Origin of the sequence: Flavobacterium columnare (genome assembly GCF_014844295.1) — a bacterium.
GTDB lineage: Bacteria > Bacteroidota > Bacteroidia > Flavobacteriales > Flavobacteriaceae > Flavobacterium > Flavobacterium columnare.
Window position 1 is genome coordinate 1,121,154 of sequence record NZ_CP054494.1, and the last position, 16,871, is coordinate 1,138,024.

The following is a 16,871-nucleotide window of genomic DNA, read 5'->3' on the forward strand; positions in this document are numbered from 1 at the left end:
TCGTTTTTTATTTAAATGACTTAAGTTCCATCTTAACGAACCCTGTATCTTCATAAACATTACCAATGTCATCATTCCAGAAAATATAAGAATCATTAATAGCTGTTGTTGTGGAAAACTTAAATACTTTACAATGAAATGTTCCTGCTGGCACCGTAATCACAGAATCTAGAGCTATAACTTTATGTGTTACAACCGCTTTATCCGATCTAGTATATTTCCATTCTTCATTTAACTTAGCATTTTTTTTATAGTTTTTCGAGAAATAATCTTTATCATTATTAGAATCAATCAAAAGAAAATCACCTTCTTGTTTCATTAAATCTACGCTAGACCTATGTAATTTACCAAATGTGTCATAAAATCCTCTTGTAACCAAAAACCCTTCTCCATTACAATTACCAAAAGTCATTTTCATTGTTCCTGAATTTATTCCAAATTGAAAAAGATTAAATACAACTTCCTTGCCCGTTTTCAAAAAAGGTATTGACGACTCACAATTCCCATTACTACTATCAGGTGCTACGCCTATAGTATTTTCTTTACTACAAGAAACTAAAAACAAACACATGTAAAATAAGGATAACTTTCTTTTCAACATTTTTATAATTTTTCTATTTATTTAATTCTAATTTTTCAGCAAAATAATCACAAAAATCGCGCATCGTTGCACTCATTTTTTCATCAGCGGTTGCACGTTCAAAAGTATCTGCCATGGCTACCAATGTCTGATGAAAGAATATCTTCATTTCATCTACAGGCATATCTTTTGTCCACAAATCAATACGCATTGTTTCTTTTACATTGCTGTCCCAAATATTTAGCATAAAGGCTTTTGCTTCTTGCTTTTCCACTCCCCCATCTTTTGCCGTCCAATGCAATTTTTCAGGAATATGATTTTCATCTAACGAGATTTTAAACTTGATATCGGATGTTTTTGTTATTGGCATTTTGAATTTTAGAATTTCAGAATTTAATTAACTAAATTCGTATTAAACATTTTATTAAATAATGAGTTAATGACTAACTCTTTACGGGTTTATATTTCGACTTTTTAAAGAGTTCTTTTGCATCTAAAACAAGCATCTTTTGCAGAGGAGTGTCATTCTGATCCATATAAGCACGAACAATTTGCCAACCAATCCATGCTCCTATACGAGCAGGGGTTTGATTATCACTTTCTAGTCCAAATTTAGAAAAAGGTCCAGGTGTTATTAATTTTTGAACCAACATAGGATTTGTATCATATAACATTTTTTGTTCTACCATAAATCGCCAAATATTTTCATCGTTTTCTTCACACCATTTTAATTCTTCTTTAGTATATGCAATTTTATCTTCATCTAAGGTTGTAGGCAACAAAACATCTTTTAAATAGAGTTTTTTTCCTTCATAAATCATTTGTGACAAAAAATCACGATCTGTAGGTGGTTTAACTTTATATAGAGCAAATGCATCTACTATATCAGGCATCATTTGTAAGGGTTCAAATCTTCTTTTTAAGAATTCAGGGTACTCATAAAAACGGTGTGATTTACCTAAATACAATTCCAAAGAAATAATTAGCATATTCTTATCGGGAGCATAAATAACTTTATAATCAGGATCCATATCTTGAATAACTGTATATACTTTAGGTATTTTGGTTTTTGGAAAATAGTATTTTATATATTTAAAAAGAGTTTCTATGTTTTTCTTTTCAAGATCAAAATTATCATATCTCTTTTCCACTTCCTTATATAGTGCTCTCCATTGTGGGTTCACCATCTTTTCTGCTAAAAATCGTTCATCAACTTGAGGAGGAAAGAAAAAAGGATATTTTTGTTTTAAATTGGGTAAATCAGAGGGTTTTGATTCAAAAAAAGCTTTATCATAACGATCTACCACAACATTTACATTCATTTCTTCTGCTTGATCTTGTACTTTTTCATTTTTTTTACAAGAAAAAAGGGAAAGGACTATAAAAGTTAATGCAATATATTTCTTCATTTTTACTATTAATTGTATTAAGGTCACCTCAAAACGGTTTATGGCGTAATTTTATTATTTTTGCAAATATACATTCGTTTTTAATACTATCCTCGTTATGCAAAAAATAAGCACCCTAAATGTAGAAAAAGTAAACACACACATTGTAAATTGGTTAAAAGAGTATGCTGAAAAAGCGGGAGTAAAAGGCTTTGTTGTGGGGATCTCAGGTGGAATAGATTCTGCTCTAACCTCTACATTATGTGCCCAAACAGGACTTACTACCTTATGTGTAGAAATGCCCATACACCAAGCCGAAAGTCATGTAAGTAGAGCATACGAACATATCCATTTATTAAAATCAAGATTTTCAAATGTATCCGATACACGCGTTGATTTGACTCCCGTTTTTGAAACGTTTCAAAAAGAGGTTCCGATATCGAAAAATGAAGATAAACTTCATTTAGCTTTAGCAAATACCCGCTCACGTTTACGAATGGTATCTTTGTATTACTTAGCAGGTTTAAACAACTTATTAGTAGCAGGAACAGGCAATAAAGTAGAAGATTTTGGGGTGGGCTTTTTTACAAAGTATGGAGATGGAGGTGTAGACATCAGTCCTATAGCAGACTTATTAAAAAGCGATGTTCGCGCTCTAGCAACTTATCTAGAAATACCAGAATCCATCTTAAACGCAAAACCTACAGATGGGTTATTTGGCGATGATAGAAGTGATGAAGATCAATTAGGAGCTAATTATAACGAATTAGAATGGGCTATGGTACAATTAGAGAAAGGAAAAATCAGTAACGATTTTGAAGGCAGAGAAAAAGAAGTTTTTAAAATTTACTTACACTTAAACACCATTAATCAACATAAAATAAATCCAATTCCTGTATGTATAATTCCTAAGGAACTCAAATAATTTCTACAAAAGTGTAAAACATTTTCTACAACTGATAATCAAGCCTTTATATTTTTATTTGTAATTTTGTACTTACACAATTTTAAACAAATAATGTATGATAAAGATAGGTCTTGCAGATAATCATCCAGTGGTTCATTATGGTATTAAATCATATTTCAAAGAACATTCTGATATTACATTAGTAGGAATCGTGGATAACTTTGACATGATTGAAGAGATGTTAAAACGTAAAGAGGTAGACATCCTAGTCATGGACATGGAACTAAACGGGTTAAACAGCATCAATAGCATTAAAAATTTATTGCAAAATTATCGAAAACTTAAAATTATTTTGTTTTCTAATTTAAACGAACAAGTATATGCCCCTAACGCCATAAAAGCAGGTGTTTCATCATTTGTTGAAAAATCAGAAAAATTAGAAAACCTTGCTTCAACAATTATAAAAGTCAACAGGGGTACTGTTGTATTTAGCGACGCGGTAAAACGAAACATCGCTTTGATATCAAAACAATCTAAACCAGAACAACTCTACAGAAAATTATCTAGTAGAGAGATTGAGGTATTACGTTATTTATCAAATGGTAAAAAAAACAAAGAAGTAGCTGAAGCTTTAAATCTAAATGAAAAAACTATTAGCACCTATAAACTCCGTTTATTAGCAAAATTAAATGTAACTAATCTTGTAGATCTTGTCAATAAAGCTAAAACTTTAGAAATTGTCTAGTTCTAAAATTTGAACTTTTAGAATAACTTTTTGAACGATCACAAAAAACTCAAGAAAACTCTTATTCATAAATTTGCCTTAACAAAAAAAAGATAATTATGAAAAAGAGTTTTTTACTTTCCTCTCTTATAGGAAGTACCTTATTAATAGGATGTTCAAAAGAAAACAATACTCCAACCCCTAACCTCGAAATCACATTTCCAACAGGAAAATTAGCCGTAGAATTCAGTCATCCTGAAAGCATTCTTTTTGATGGTAAAGAATATTTTTATATTTCAGATATTGGAGCACAATTAGCTCCTCACGTAAAGGACGGAGACGGTATGATTACCAAAGTAGACATCAACGGCAAACTAATCTCGAAAAACATCAGCAAAACCAGTTTAAACGCCCCTAAAGGTAGTGTTCTTATAGGCAATACATTGTGGGTAAACGATATAGATGAATTAAAAGGGATAGATATTAACACAGGAGAACTCATAGATCGAATTTCTTTTAGTGACCTAGGAATTGATCTAACAGTAAAAGGAGGCACAGGACTAAACGATCTTGTCAAAGGAAATGACAACAGTACTTTGTACGCAAGTATCACCAATAATGGCGGTATTTATAAAATTAACCTAAAAGAAAAAACCAAAGAAAAAATAGGTGAAAATAATTTTGCCAATGGCTTATTTTTAAAAGACAATACGTTATGGAATTGCGCTTTTACAAATGGATTGTCATTGAAAAAATTAGACTTAAGCTCTAAAATCAATACCGATGCAGTGAATAGTCCAAATGCTTTAGGAGGTCTAGATGGTATAGCCATTATTAACAATGACATATATTTATCCGATTGGGGTAAAGATTACAATGGATCCAATGAAACAGGATTCCTATTTAAATACAATCCAACAACTCAAAAAAGTGAAGAAGTAGATCTTGCTAGTAGAATAGGGAAAAAGTATCTTAATGGTCCTGCGGACATTAGCAGCTATAACAATTATCTGCTTATACCAGCGATGGGAGAAGGAGCTATCTATATAATTAAGTTATAATTTTTAAAATTCCCCAAAGAGGAAAATGTTCGAAAAGTTCATAAAAACGTCATTTAATTTATGCTATTACCTCGTCTAGTTAACCTTAAAATGATACCTTTTAGATAGGAAAAGCAAATCATTTAGCATTATTGACTAAGAAATCCCTACTAGCATTTGAGCAATAAAACTTATAATGACTTTTTACTTTTCGGACATTCCCTTATATTTTTCACTACGAATAACGGGACATAACACGTCCTAATTTACTAGAAAAGTTACCTACTAACTTTGAATAATCCATTACCATATATAAAATTTCAGAATTATCAGCTTGTGGATCAGGCGATAATTGTCCTTTTACTTCTTCTATAATTTTATTTACTAAAAACCATCGCAAACTCAAAATTGTTTCGGTTACATATTGTCCAATTGTTTGATCTTTTAATTTCACATAAATCAACTTAACCTCCCAATTATGCAAGTTCATTTTTTCGTCTTCCATTAAAATAGAAGTTACTTCTTGCGCTAATTCAGGCGTTAGTTGCATCAAAAAATGTTCAATTTCAAATTTTTCATTTTGATGATAATAATTCATTACTTCATTGTAGATTGCTCTAAATAAAGGGTTTGCCAACTCTACTTCATCTTCTTGAAGGCTTAAATAAATTCGTTGATATACTTTATACATATTAAGTTCCTTTATTTCTTTTAATTCGCCTTCAGGAGTAGCTTTATAGAGATAATCCGTAAATTCTTCTTCTGCATTGCCATAGAGTAAAAGAATTTCTATAATCTTACGTTCTAACTGATATTGAACATCTATTTTGGATTTAGCAGATTGATCTTCATTTTTAACAACGGTAAATGCTTTTTGCTCTTGCTTTAATTTTTTATTTGATTCCGTAATATCTTTTTGAACTAATTGTGCTAATGTATTAAACAAAACCTCTTCTGAAATATCCATAATCCGTGAGCATTCTTTTATGTATACTTCTCTTTTAATTCGATCGGGTATTTTAGCAATACTAATAACCATATCACGAATTAGATCTGCTTTTTTAATAGGATCATTTTTAGCTTCTTTCATAAGAAGAGAAGCTTTAAACTGAATAAAATCCATTGCATTCTCATCTAGATAACGCAATAAATCATCATGAGGTGTTTTTCTTGCAAAACTATCGGGATCATCTCCGTCTGGAAAAGTACATACTTTTACATTCATACCTTCCTCTAGTATTAAATCAATTCCTCGAATAGAGGCTCTTAATCCTGCCGCATCGCCATCAAAAAGAACGGTGACATTTTTGGTCAAACGGTTAATCAATCGAATTTGATCTGGAGTTAGAGCGGTACCAGATGAGGCTACTACATTTTCTATACCTGCTTGATGCATTTGAATTACATCAGTATAACCTTCACATAAAAAACAATTATCTTGCTTAGCTATAGCTTGCTTAGCATAATAAATACCGTATAATACTTTGGACTTATGATAAATTTCACTTTCTGGGGAGTTGACATATTTAGCTACTTTTTTATCGTTGATTAAAATACGTCCACCAAAACCTAAAACACGTCCAGACATACTTTGAATAGGAAACATAACACGTCCTTTAAAACGATCAAAATGTCTGCCATCTTCTTTCGTTATTGTCAACCCTGTTTTTTCTAAAAATTCCAATTTATAGCCTTTTTCTAAGGCTTCTTTGGTAAAAACATCCCATCCTTCTGGTGAAAACCCTAAACCAAACTTTTTAATAGTGTCTAAAGTAAATCCTCGTTCTTTAAAATAAGAAAGACCTATAGCTTGCCCTTCATTAGTATGAAGCATCTTGTCTTGAAAAAATTTTTGAGCAAATTCAGACACGAGATACATACTTTCTTTTTCATTTGCTACCGCTACTTCTTCAGTAGATTGCTCTGTTTCCTCGATTTCTATATTGTATTTTTTTGCTAAATACCTAATGGCTTCTGGGTAAGAAAAATGTTCATGCTCCATTAAAAAGGTGACAGCGTTCCCTCCTTTTCCTGAGCTAAAATCCTTCCAAATTTGTTTTACTGGAGACACCATAAAAGACGGTGATTTTTCATCGGAAAAAGGACTTAACCCTTTTAAATTGGTACCTGCTCTTTTTAGTTGCACAAAGTCCCCTATAACCTCTTCTACTCTAGCGGTTTCAAAAACAGTTTCTATTGTATTTTTGGAAATCACGATTAATGTTTTAAAAAAGGTTCAAATATACAATTTTAAAAAAGATCGTCTTAGTAGATAATAAAACGAATCTATACAAAAAAGGAATCGCTTATATAAAAGTTATCTCTAATGATACCTGAATATATTAGCAAAAAAAAGGTGCCCTTTTTTGGGCACCTTTTTTTACTTTAATCTAAAATCTGGTTTTTTTCGCACATCATTACTTTTAAAGATATTGATATTACTAATTTTAGTAATACTATTTACCTTGTCTTTTTGTGTAAACCAATCTGATTGTGTTTCTGCTTTTACCAAATTTTCATTTGTAATAACTTCTGTACAATTATTTATAACGGAATTAACTACTTTTACTTGTTTGTAATTTTCTTTTTCCAAATATTTATCATCCATAGCAATTACACTAGCGAAACCCGAAATTACACATTTATTAATTTCAACAAATGAATCTGTTTTTACGGAAATAGCTTCTTTTACTAACCCCATGGCATTATCTTCATTACTAACCATCGTTACATTATTCAGTTTAACTACTGTTTTTTTACGAGTGGGATCAAAATTTTCTAGTTTATCATAAGTATCTATTTCCATAACTCTTGAACGAGTATTATCTGAAATATAAGGATTTCGTATGGCTATTGAATTACTCATTGTACAAACAGCTCCCATAGAAAAGTCAAAATCATCATCAGCATTTTGAAATGAAATAATATTATTCATATCAAAAACACCCCCAACGACTTCTAATCCATCGTCTTTAGCCATACTAATTTGTACGTATTCTATTTTAGTTTTTTTTCCTACAGCTCCTAAAGTTAAACCATTTAACATGGTTTTTTCATTTAGTTTTTTTCCTGCAAACTCTATACGTACATATTTTAAAACACCTGAGTCACTATTTTCATTATTCCCTCCAAAAAGGTTGTATTTAGGATTGGGATCATAAATAGAGGATACTATTCCTCCATAACGATTAACGGGTGCATCACCATAGATGATAATACCTCCCCAATCGCCTGATTTTCTATCCGAAGTCCCTTTATTTGATGTAAAAATAATAGGATCTGTTTCTGTACCTTCTGCTTTTATTTTAGATCCTTTAGTTATAATTAAGGTCCCATTAGACTCAGAATCGCCACGCATAACAACCCCTGGCTCCAAGGTAAGAGTAGCTCCATTAACAACGTATACAGATCCCATTATTAGGTAAGTTCCTTTTTTAAGGGTTGTATTTTCTCCGATTTCTCCGTTTAATATTCTGTTAGGTGCTGCGTAATCTTGCGTCTTAGGTTTAAAATTAGTCCAATTATTAAACCAATTGAAATCACCATAAATCCCTTGCACATTTTGCGCCTGTCCAGAAGCAAAAACTAATAACAGTAAACTTAATAACTTTTTTCTCATTGTTTGGGGTTTGATTTGTAAAAAATAGTGACAAAACTACTTTTTAGTTTATTAATAAGCAACCATTCTATTAACAAAAAATTGTTAAAAAATAATTTAAAATGTTTTATCAATGAAAGATTGTCAATAATTATGCCAAATAAAATTAATTTAAATCAAATATAATCCCTAAAGATGTTTTTTTTTGATCAACCCAATTATACTTAAATATAGGATTTAAATCGTATTTTAGGTATAAACTAATTTCTTTATAACCGATATAAGTTCCTAAACCATAAACAAATTTATTTACATTAAAACTAGCTTTCTCTTCTAGAGCATAGTTATGATTGTTTTCTTTATATTCTATGTATTGTTTTGATTTTAAATTAAATTCTAAAAAACCTCCTACTCCAAAACGAAAACTTTCATGTGTGTGAAAAACATTTTTTTCATTTATTATAGGTGATTTCGAGAAATCCAGTTCTAAATACAGGGGGAAAACTAAATTAACGACTTTAAATCTTGAGTCATTTATGGGGTTAGAAAACGTTTTAAGAGTAGTTTGGTCTCCTTCTTCTACAAAAAAACGATTGTTAGTTGGTCTTAAATTATTATACTGAACGGAGAAACCATGCTTAAAATGTAGTAAATTATTGATCTTTGAAATACGAGAATTTATAGAAAATCCCCACTCATAAAAATGAGATTCCCAATATCTGAAATCGGATTTATTTATTGAATTATTAGTAATTAAATTATTTATACCGACAGCAAATACAAATTAAGTAGTATGTCTCTTATCAGAACAACCTATACTATCTATTCTTTCTTCCAATGTAATTCTCTCTTTTCTCTTTTTGTAAGATATCTAAAAACTGGATAGCCTCCACGGATAATTTATTTTCAATATCATTGTATATATCTTCTGCTATAGCTTCATCTTGTAGAAAGGAAACTTCTTTTTAACTCTAAGAAAGAAAACGCACTCATTAATCATAATTCTTCTTATCCACCCTTCAAAACTTCCTCCTTTGTGTTCAAAACGTTCAAGGTTTGTAAAACTTTCATAAAAGCTGTAATCATTAGGTCTTCTTCTTTTTGTAAATCTTTGACATATTGACGACACATACCTAATATTTTGGGTGCAAATTTTGAATAGATTTGATGCTGTGCCTGTCTGTCTTATTGCGAAGCTTTTTTTGTCATTGTTTTTCGTCTTGATGTAAAACTGATTACTTTTACTCCTTTGATTGGTCTATAAGCACAAACGATTCCATTGTCATCTTCTTATAAAGACGACAAAGAATTGAAAAAGGTTGCATTGTATTTTAAAAAATTATTTTTTTCTTTCAATTACATAATTAACCATTAAGATCAAGGCTTTTTTATAATCTGATTCAGGGAAGTCAGCAAGCAACATTAATGCTTCCTTTTGAAATTCAATCATTTTGTTTTCAGCATATAGAAGTCCGTTATTTTGTTTTACAAATGCTATAACTTCTTTTACGCGCTTTTTATCTTTGTTATGGTTTTTTATAGAATTAATTAACCATTTTTTTTCTTTGGAACTACAGGTATTAAGGACATAAATGAGCGGAAGTGTCATTTTTTGTTCTTTTATATCAATTCCTGTTGGTTTGCCTATAGCTTCTTCTGAATAATCAAAAAGATCATCTTTTATTTGAAATGCCATTCCTATAAGCTCTCCAAATTTTCTCATTTTTTCTATTAGTACAGAGTCATCAGGTCTAACGGAACACGCCGCTAAGGAACAACAGGCTGCAATTAGAGTTGCTGTTTTTTGCCTAATAATTTCATAATATATTTCCTCTGTTATATCTAAACGACGAGCTTTTTCTATCTGAAGTAATTCTCCTTCGCTCATTTCTCGAACTGCAACTGAAATGATTTTAAGTAAGTCAAAATCGCTATTATCTATGGACAACAACAATCCCTTTGACAATAAATAATCACCCACTAAAACTGCTATTTTATTTTTCCATAGTGCATTTATAGAAAAAAAACCACGACGGCGATTACTGTCATCTACCACATCGTCATGAACTAAAGTGGCTGTATGAATTAATTCGATTACTAATGCTCCTCGATACGTTCTTTCTAAAACAGCTCCACCTGAAATCATTTTGGCTGTAAGAAAAACAAACATAGGACGCATTTGTTTTCCTTTTCTATTCACAATATAATAGGTAATTCTATTTAATAACGCTACCTTAGAAGACATGGAGGAATAGAATTTTTTTTCAAAAATTTCCATTTCCTGAAGTATCGGTTGTTTTATTTGAGAAGTAATATCCATCAGGGTTTCAAAGGTAAAACAATTTCGTATATGAAAAAAAAAATTATCAGACTAAAATTAAACCTTTTTTTAGTACTTTAGTCTAACCTGTAAAACCTAAAACCTTTTGATTATGAGAACTAAAAATTTTATCGTTGCTTTATTTAGCACTTTTGTGCTACTAATGAGTTGTAATAAAGACGAAAATGAAAATCTATACGCACCTGAAATCACTGAAGATGATATGTCTGCTTCTGTAAAAACAGACGCAGCGGTTGAAGACCTTTCAAGTGTTGTACTTGAGCAGTTAGGAGAACTTAATCTTGCAGCAAGAACAGCGCCTACAGAAAGACAAACACCTACTTGTGCCGTTATAAGCGTATCCCCTCAAGCTCCTTACACTCCTGGGCAAATAATTACAAAAACTATTAATTTTGGAACAATAGGTTGTGCCATGCCTAATAACAACCTATTGAAAGGTAAAATCATTATTAAATTCACATACCAACCCAAAGCTACTTCACACACTCTTACCTATAGTTTTGAGAATTTTTCTCATAATGATATAAAAGTAGAAGGTACTCGAACCATTACAATCACGAGAGGTGTTTCAACAGCGAATCCTAATGATCACTTAATTTTTAAGATTGACTTAAACTTAACAGTTACTTTAGAAAATGGTAAAATTTTAAAAATAACAGGAGTCAAAACAAGGGAAATTGTTGAAGGTCAAGGCACGCCAGAATTATCTGACAATGTTTACCAAATTACGGGTGGCTGGGAAACGGTTTTCCCTAGTGGAACTGTAAGAATTGCAAACATTACTTCTCCTTTAGTTGTAAAATTAAGTTGCCCTCATATTGTTAAGGGAATCATTTCTTATTCCAAATTAGACAAACCATCAGCTACTCTAGACTTTGGAAATGGAGAGTGTAATGATAAAGCCACATTAACAATTAATGGAGTAAATTATCAGATTACTCTTAGAAAATAATTATACATACTAGCACTACAAAGGAGAGATCATTAACTATACTAAAGATAATCTCTCCTTTATTTTTTATACTTAAAATTAAAAAACCTCCTTAGCAATCGCCTTAATATTTTCAGCTTTACCCATAGAATAATAATGTAATACTGGGATTCCAGCTTTTACGAGCTCTTTACTTTGTGCAATACACCACTCAATACCAATTTGTTTAACCGCTTCATTGTCTTTTGCTTTCACGACCGCCATGATTAAATCATCAGGTAATTCCAAACTAAAACGATGCGGGATAAGATTCAATTGTTTTTTTGTAGCAATAGGTTTCAGTCCTGGAATGATAGGAACATTGATTCCTGCTTTTCTACATTTTGACACAAAATCAAAAAACTTTTTATTATCAAAAAACATCTGAGTGATGATATAATCTGCTCCATTGGCAATTTTTTGTTTTAAAAAATGAATATCACTATCTAAACTAGGAGCTTCTATATGTTTTTCAGGATATCCCGCCACTCCTATACAAAAATCTGTGGCATTTGTATTTTGTAAATCGGCATCCAGATACTTTCCATTATTCAAATCACTGATTTGTTTCACCAATTCTGATGCGTATCCGTTTCCGTCCTTTTCTGGTTTAAAATAAATTTCGCTTTTCACGGCATCGCCACGTAACGCTACTACATTATCAATTCCTAAAAAATCAAGGTCAATCAATAAATTTTCTGTATCTTCTTTTGTGAAACCACCACATAAAATATGCGGTATAGCATCAACATTATATTTGTTTTGTATGCCAGCACAAATCCCTACAGTTCCTGGACGTTTTTTTACAATTTTCTTTTGCAACAAACCATTGCCTAACTCCTTATATTCATATTCTTCGCGATGATAGGTAACATCAATAAAAGGTGGATTAAATTCCATTAACGGATCAATCCCATCAAAGATACATTGAATGTTTTGTCCTTTTAATGGCGGTAAAATTTCAAAGGAAAATTGCGTTTTCCCACTGGCATTTGCTATATGTTCTGTTACTTTCATAAATTTAAGTCTTAAAGTCGAAAGTCGAAAGTCGAAGGTCACATAATACGTTATGACTTTAAACATTTGACTTTGGACTAATTTAATCTGCTATATTAGGTGCCAACCATTTCGTTGCTTCTTCCTCTGAAATTCCTCTTCCGTTTGCGTAATCTTTTACTTGATACTGCTTTTGCTATATGTGCTGTTACTTTCATAAATTTAAGTCTTAAAGTCGAAGGTCACATAATACGTTATGACTTTAGACATTTGACTTTGGACTAATTTAATCTGCTATATTAGGTGCCAACCATTTCGTTGCTTCTTCCTCTGAAATTCCTCTTCCGTTTGCGTAATCTTTTACTTGATACTGCTTTTGCTATATGTGCTGTTACTTTCATAAATTTAAGTCTTAAAGTCGAAAGTCGAAGGCCACATAATACGTTATGACTTTAAACATTTGACTTTGGACTAATTTAATCTGCTATATTAGGTGTGCCAACCATTTGGTTGCTTCTTCCTCTGAAATTCCTCTTCCGTTTGCGTAATCTTTTACTTGATACTGGCATTTGCTATATGTGCTGTTACTTTTATAAATTTAAGTCTTAAAGTCGAAAGTCGAAGGTCACATAATACGTTATGACTTTAGACATTTGACTTTGGACTAATTTAATCTGCTATACTAGGTGCCAACCATTTCGTTGCTTCTTCCTCTGAAATTCCTCTTCCGTTTGCGTAATCTTTTACTTGATACTGGCATTTGCTATATGTGCTGTTACTTTTATAAATTTAAGTCTTAAAGTCGAAGGTCGAAGGCCACATAATACGTTATGACTTTAAACATTTGACTTTGGACTAATTTAATCTGCTATATTAGGTGTGCCAACCATTTGGTTGCTTCTTCCTCTGAAATTCCTCTTCCGTTTGCGTAATCTTTTACTTGATACTGGCATTTGCTATATGTGCTGTTACTTTTATAAATTTAAGTCTTAAAGTCGAAGGTCGAAGGCCACATAATACGTTATGACTTTAGACATTTGACTTTGGACTAATTTAATCTGCTATATTAGGTGTGCCAACCATTTCGTTGCTTCTTCCTCTGAAATTCCTCTTCCGTTTGCGTAATCTTTTACTTGATACTGGCATTTGCTATATGTGCTGTTACTTTTATAAATTTAAGTCTTAAAGTCGAAGGTCGAAGGCCACATAATACGTTATGACTTTAGACATTTGACTTTGGACTAATTTAATCTGCTATACTAGGTGCCAACCATTTCGTTGCTTCTTCGACTGAAATCCCTCGGCGTTTAGCATAATCGCATACTTGGTCTTCTTTTATTTTACCAAGCCCAAAATACTTACTTTGTGGGTTTGCAAAATAATAGCCTGAAACGGATGCAGCAGGCCACATTGCCATACTTTCTGTGAGTTTAACCCCTATGGTTTCTTCTACTTTTAGCAACTCCCAAATGATAGGCTTTTCGAGATGATCTGGACAGGCAGGATATCCTGGTGCTGGTCGAATTCCTTTATAATTTTCTTTGATTAATTCGTCATTAGTCAAATTTTCATTTGCATCATAGCCCCAAATTTCTTTACGAACTTTCAAATGAAGATATTCTGCAAAAGCCTCCGCAAAACGATCACCTAACGCTTTAACTAAAATGGCATTGTAATCATCTAATTCCTTTTCAAATTCAGCTGCTTTTTCATCAACACCAAAACCCGTAGTTACACAAAAACACCCTATATAATCTTGAATTTCTTCAATTGGCGCTATAAAATCAGCTAAGGCTATATTAGGAGCCCCAACCGTTTTTTGTGATTGCTGGCGAAGGGTTAAAAATTGAACCAATGGTGCCCCTTTTTCATCAGACACTAAAATATCGTCATCATTGATTTGATTTGCGGGATAAATTCCCAAAATTCCTTTAGCAACAAACCATTTTTCCTTTACAATTTGGGATAGCATTTCTTGTGCATCAGCAAACAATGCTGTAGCTTGTTCTCCCACTACTTCATCTTTTAATATTGCTGGAAACTTACCATACAATTCCCAAGATTGAAAAAACGGTGTCCAGTCGATAAAATCAACTAATTCTGCTAAATCCACTTCAATGGTTTTATTACCTATAAAGTTTGGTTTAACAGGTTCATACACTTTCCAATCGATTTTCAATTTATTTTGGCGCGCCTCTTTAATTGATAAGAAATTCTTTTCCCGACTTCTGTTCAAATATCCTTCTCGTAAGGTATTGTATTCTTCACGCAACGATTTAGCATAATTTACTTTAGTCTCCGTTTGCAACAAATTAGTCGCCACAGTTACCGCTCGAGAAGCATCATTTACATGCACGACTGTTTCTTTATACTCTGGTGCAATTTTCACTGCTGTATGTGCTCGAGAAGTTGTTGCACCACCAATCATGACTGGAATTTTGATATTTAATTTATCTAGTTCTTTCGCTAGATAGACCATTTCGTCTAACGAAGGGGTAATCAAACCACTTAAACCAATAATATCTACATTCTCTTTAACAGCAGTTTCAATTATTTTTTCTGGTGGTACCATTACCCCTAAATCGATAATTTCAAAATTATTACAGGCTAATACTACCGAAACAATATTTTTACCTATATCATGTACATCGCCTTTTACTGTTGCCATCAAGATTTTACCAGCCCCCCCCGCCCCCGAAGGGGGAGCTACTAACTGTGTGTTCAACTCTTTATTTATAATTTCAATAGTTTGAAAAAGATTACTTAAAACCTCATCATTTTTAAATCTTATAACCTTGAAACCTTTTGATTCAAGCCACTCGGTTCTGAATCTATCATGTTCAATTTGTTCCTTATTATCATGCACAGCTCCATCAACTTCAACAACTAATTGCTTTTCAAGGCATACAAAATCAACAATATATTCACCAATGATATGCTGTCTTCTAAATTTAAAACCATCAATCCCTTTGTTTGAAAGCACGTTCCACAGCATTTTCTCCGCGTCTGTTGGGTTATTGCGCATTGTCTTCGCCCTTTCTTTCAACTTAGCATATAAAGTTGGACTGGCAGTTTTCCATGTCTGCTTGTCAACTCCCCCATTGGGGGTTGGGGGGCTTATATACGGCATTAAGTATGCCACCGCTTTTTTCATCACGCGAGCTGATTTTACTACTTGTGGTAAAAACATTTTTCCGCTTCCAAATAAATCACCCACTACATTCATTCCGTTCATCAAGTGATTTTCAATCACTTCAATAGGACGAGTTACAGTCAAACGAGCTTCTTCAACATCAATCTTTATAAATTCATCTACACCTTTGACTAATGAGTGTGTTAAACGTTCCTGAACGGAACCTTGTCGCCATTCTTGTCCTGATCTTTCTGCGGTTTTAACTTCTCCTTTTACACTTTCGGCAAAATCCAAGAGACGCTCTGTTGCATCGTCTCTTCTATCTAAGATAACATCTTCGACGTGTTCAAGTAAATCTTTTGGAATATCATCATAAATGGTCAACATTTCTGGATTTACGATTCCCATGGTCATTCCGTGTTGAATGGCATGATACAAGAAAACAGAATGCATGGCTTCACGCACTACATCATTACCACGGAATGAAAAGGATACATTACTCACCCCACCGCTAATGTGTGCATGCGGTAAATTTTCACGCACCCATTTAGTGCCTCTAAAAAAATCTAAGGCATTTAATCGATGTTCTTCCATTCCTGTGGCTACTGGGAAGATATTCAAATCAAAAATAATGTCTTGAGGTGGAAATTTTACTTCATTAACTAATATATCGTACGATCTTTGACAAATTTCGATACGACGTTCATAATTATCAGCTTGGCCAATTTCGTCAAAAGCCATTACAATTACTGCCGCTCCATATCGTTTAATCAATTTAGCATGGGCTACAAAGGTATCTTTTCCTTCTTTCAAAGAGATTGAATTTACCACACACTTCCCTTGAACCACTTTAAGTCCTGCTTCGATGATTTCCCATTTTGAACTATCAATCATGATGGGAACTCTTGAAATATCTGGCTCAGCGGCAATGAGATTCAAGAATCTAGTCATGGCTTGTACCCCATCTAGCATTCCTTCATCCATGTTAATATCTATGATTTGAGCACCACCCTCAACTTGTTGTCTGGCGATTTCTAGTGCTTCATCGTATTTTTCTTCTTTTATTAATCGAAGGAATTTTCTTGAACCTGTTACGTTAGTACGTTCCCCCACGTTTACAAAAACACTAGTAGGCGTAATTATTAAAGGCTCTAATCCTGATAATAGTAAGTTTCTTCTTTCCTGAATCATTGT

12 protein-coding genes are annotated in these 16,871 nt (G+C 32.4%); 4 read left to right on the plus strand and 8 right to left on the minus strand.

The window, feature by feature from the left end:
- Positions 1 to 7: 7 nt before the first annotated feature.
- The 3 genes from HUE53_RS05030 to gldB all read right to left on the minus strand — a co-directional run bounded on the left by HUE53_RS05030 (position 8) and on the right by gldB (position 1,989).
- A complete protein-coding gene (locus HUE53_RS05030; protein WP_123906717.1) occupies positions 8 to 601 on the minus strand; it encodes a hypothetical protein in 594 nt (197 codons plus the stop codon).
- A 13-nt stretch (positions 602 to 614) separates the two neighbouring features.
- Entirely contained in the window at positions 615 to 950 is a 336-nt protein-coding gene (gene gldC, locus HUE53_RS05035) for a gliding motility protein GldC (RefSeq protein ID WP_014164902.1), read from the minus strand.
- A gap of 73 nt (positions 951 to 1,023) precedes the next feature.
- Positions 1,024 to 1,989, minus strand: coding sequence for a gliding motility lipoprotein GldB (gene gldB / locus HUE53_RS05040; protein ID WP_065213007.1), 966 nt, complete (start codon positions 1,987 to 1,989; stop codon positions 1,024 to 1,026).
- A gap of 97 nt (positions 1,990 to 2,086) precedes the next feature.
- On the opposite strand from gldB, the gene nadE reads away from it, so the two are divergent.
- The 3 genes from nadE (at position 2,087) to HUE53_RS05055 (ending at position 4,660) form a co-directional block, all read left to right on the plus strand.
- Positions 2,087 to 2,893 carry an NAD(+) synthase gene (gene nadE, locus HUE53_RS05045; protein WP_192188762.1) on the plus strand — a complete coding sequence of 269 codons (807 nt, stop codon included), beginning with the start codon at positions 2,087 to 2,089 and terminating at the stop codon, positions 2,891 to 2,893.
- 97 nt (positions 2,894 to 2,990) lie between these two features.
- Positions 2,991 to 3,620, plus strand: a complete 630-nt coding sequence (locus tag HUE53_RS05050) for a response regulator transcription factor (protein ID WP_014164905.1) — start codon at positions 2,991 to 2,993, stop codon at positions 3,618 to 3,620.
- Positions 3,621 to 3,718: 98 nt separating this feature from the next.
- Entirely contained in the window at positions 3,719 to 4,660 is a 942-nt protein-coding gene (locus HUE53_RS05055) for a hypothetical protein (RefSeq protein WP_192188763.1), read from the plus strand.
- A 214-nt stretch (positions 4,661 to 4,874) separates the two neighbouring features.
- Here HUE53_RS05055 and dnaG read toward each other — a convergent pair whose 3' ends face one another.
- From dnaG to HUE53_RS05070, 3 genes are all read right to left on the minus strand, one after another.
- Positions 4,875 to 6,854 (minus strand): DNA primase, encoded by a 1,980-nt coding sequence (gene dnaG / locus HUE53_RS05060; protein ID WP_014164907.1) that lies wholly within the window; start codon positions 6,852 to 6,854, stop codon positions 4,875 to 4,877.
- Between the two features lie 165 nt (positions 6,855 to 7,019).
- Entirely contained in the window at positions 7,020 to 8,258 is a 1,239-nt protein-coding gene (locus HUE53_RS05065) for a hypothetical protein (RefSeq protein ID WP_014164908.1), read from the minus strand.
- Positions 8,259 to 9,576: 1,318 nt separating this feature from the next.
- On the minus strand, positions 9,577 to 10,557 hold the full coding sequence (locus HUE53_RS05070; protein WP_192188764.1) for a polyprenyl synthetase family protein: 981 nt from the start codon (positions 10,555 to 10,557) through the stop codon (positions 9,577 to 9,579).
- A 112-nt stretch (positions 10,558 to 10,669) separates the two neighbouring features.
- On the opposite strand from HUE53_RS05070, the gene HUE53_RS05075 reads away from it, so the two are divergent.
- On the plus strand, positions 10,670 to 11,530 hold the full coding sequence (locus HUE53_RS05075; RefSeq protein ID WP_192188765.1) for a hypothetical protein: 861 nt from the start codon (positions 10,670 to 10,672) through the stop codon (positions 11,528 to 11,530).
- A 78-nt stretch (positions 11,531 to 11,608) separates the two neighbouring features.
- Here HUE53_RS05075 and metF read toward each other — a convergent pair whose 3' ends face one another.
- Together metF and HUE53_RS05085 are read right to left on the minus strand one after the other, a co-directional pair.
- Positions 11,609 to 12,565: a methylenetetrahydrofolate reductase [NAD(P)H] gene (metF, locus tag HUE53_RS05080; RefSeq protein WP_014164912.1), complete on the minus strand. Its 957-nt coding sequence runs from the start codon at positions 12,563 to 12,565 to the stop codon at positions 11,609 to 11,611.
- Between the two features lie 1,225 nt (positions 12,566 to 13,790).
- Positions 13,791 to 16,868 carry a vitamin B12 dependent-methionine synthase activation domain-containing protein gene (locus tag HUE53_RS05085; protein WP_192188766.1) on the minus strand — a complete coding sequence of 1,026 codons (3,078 nt, stop codon included), beginning with the start codon at positions 16,866 to 16,868 and terminating at the stop codon, positions 13,791 to 13,793.
- Positions 16,869 to 16,871: the final 3 nt, after the last annotated feature.

Excerpts from the sequence above, each read along its gene's own strand:
- HUE53_RS05030 (WP_123906717.1), bottom strand. The coding sequence starts at position 601 with ATGTTGAAAAGAAAGTTATCCTTATTTTACATGTGTTTGTTTTTAGTT.
- gldC (WP_014164902.1), bottom strand. The coding sequence starts at position 950 with ATGCCAATAACAAAAACATCCGATATCAAGTTTAAAATCTCGTTAGAT.
- gldB (WP_065213007.1), bottom strand. The coding sequence starts at position 1,989 with ATGAAGAAATATATTGCATTAACTTTTATAGTCCTTTCCCTTTTTTCT.
- nadE (WP_192188762.1), top strand. The coding sequence starts at position 2,087 with ATGCAAAAAATAAGCACCCTAAATGTAGAAAAAGTAAACACACACATT.
- HUE53_RS05050 (WP_014164905.1), top strand. The coding sequence starts at position 2,991 with ATGATAAAGATAGGTCTTGCAGATAATCATCCAGTGGTTCATTATGGT.
- HUE53_RS05055 (WP_192188763.1), top strand. The coding sequence starts at position 3,719 with ATGAAAAAGAGTTTTTTACTTTCCTCTCTTATAGGAAGTACCTTATTA.
- HUE53_RS05065 (WP_014164908.1), bottom strand. The coding sequence starts at position 8,258 with ATGAGAAAAAAGTTATTAAGTTTACTGTTATTAGTTTTTGCTTCTGGA.
- HUE53_RS05070 (WP_192188764.1), bottom strand. The coding sequence starts at position 10,557 with ATGGATATTACTTCTCAAATAAAACAACCGATACTTCAGGAAATGGAA.
- HUE53_RS05075 (WP_192188765.1), top strand. The coding sequence starts at position 10,670 with ATGAGAACTAAAAATTTTATCGTTGCTTTATTTAGCACTTTTGTGCTA.
- metF (WP_014164912.1), bottom strand. The coding sequence starts at position 12,565 with ATGAAAGTAACAGAACATATAGCAAATGCCAGTGGGAAAACGCAATTT.
- HUE53_RS05085 (WP_192188766.1), bottom strand. The coding sequence starts at position 16,868 with ATGATTCAGGAAAGAAGAAACTTACTATTATCAGGATTAGAGCCTTTA.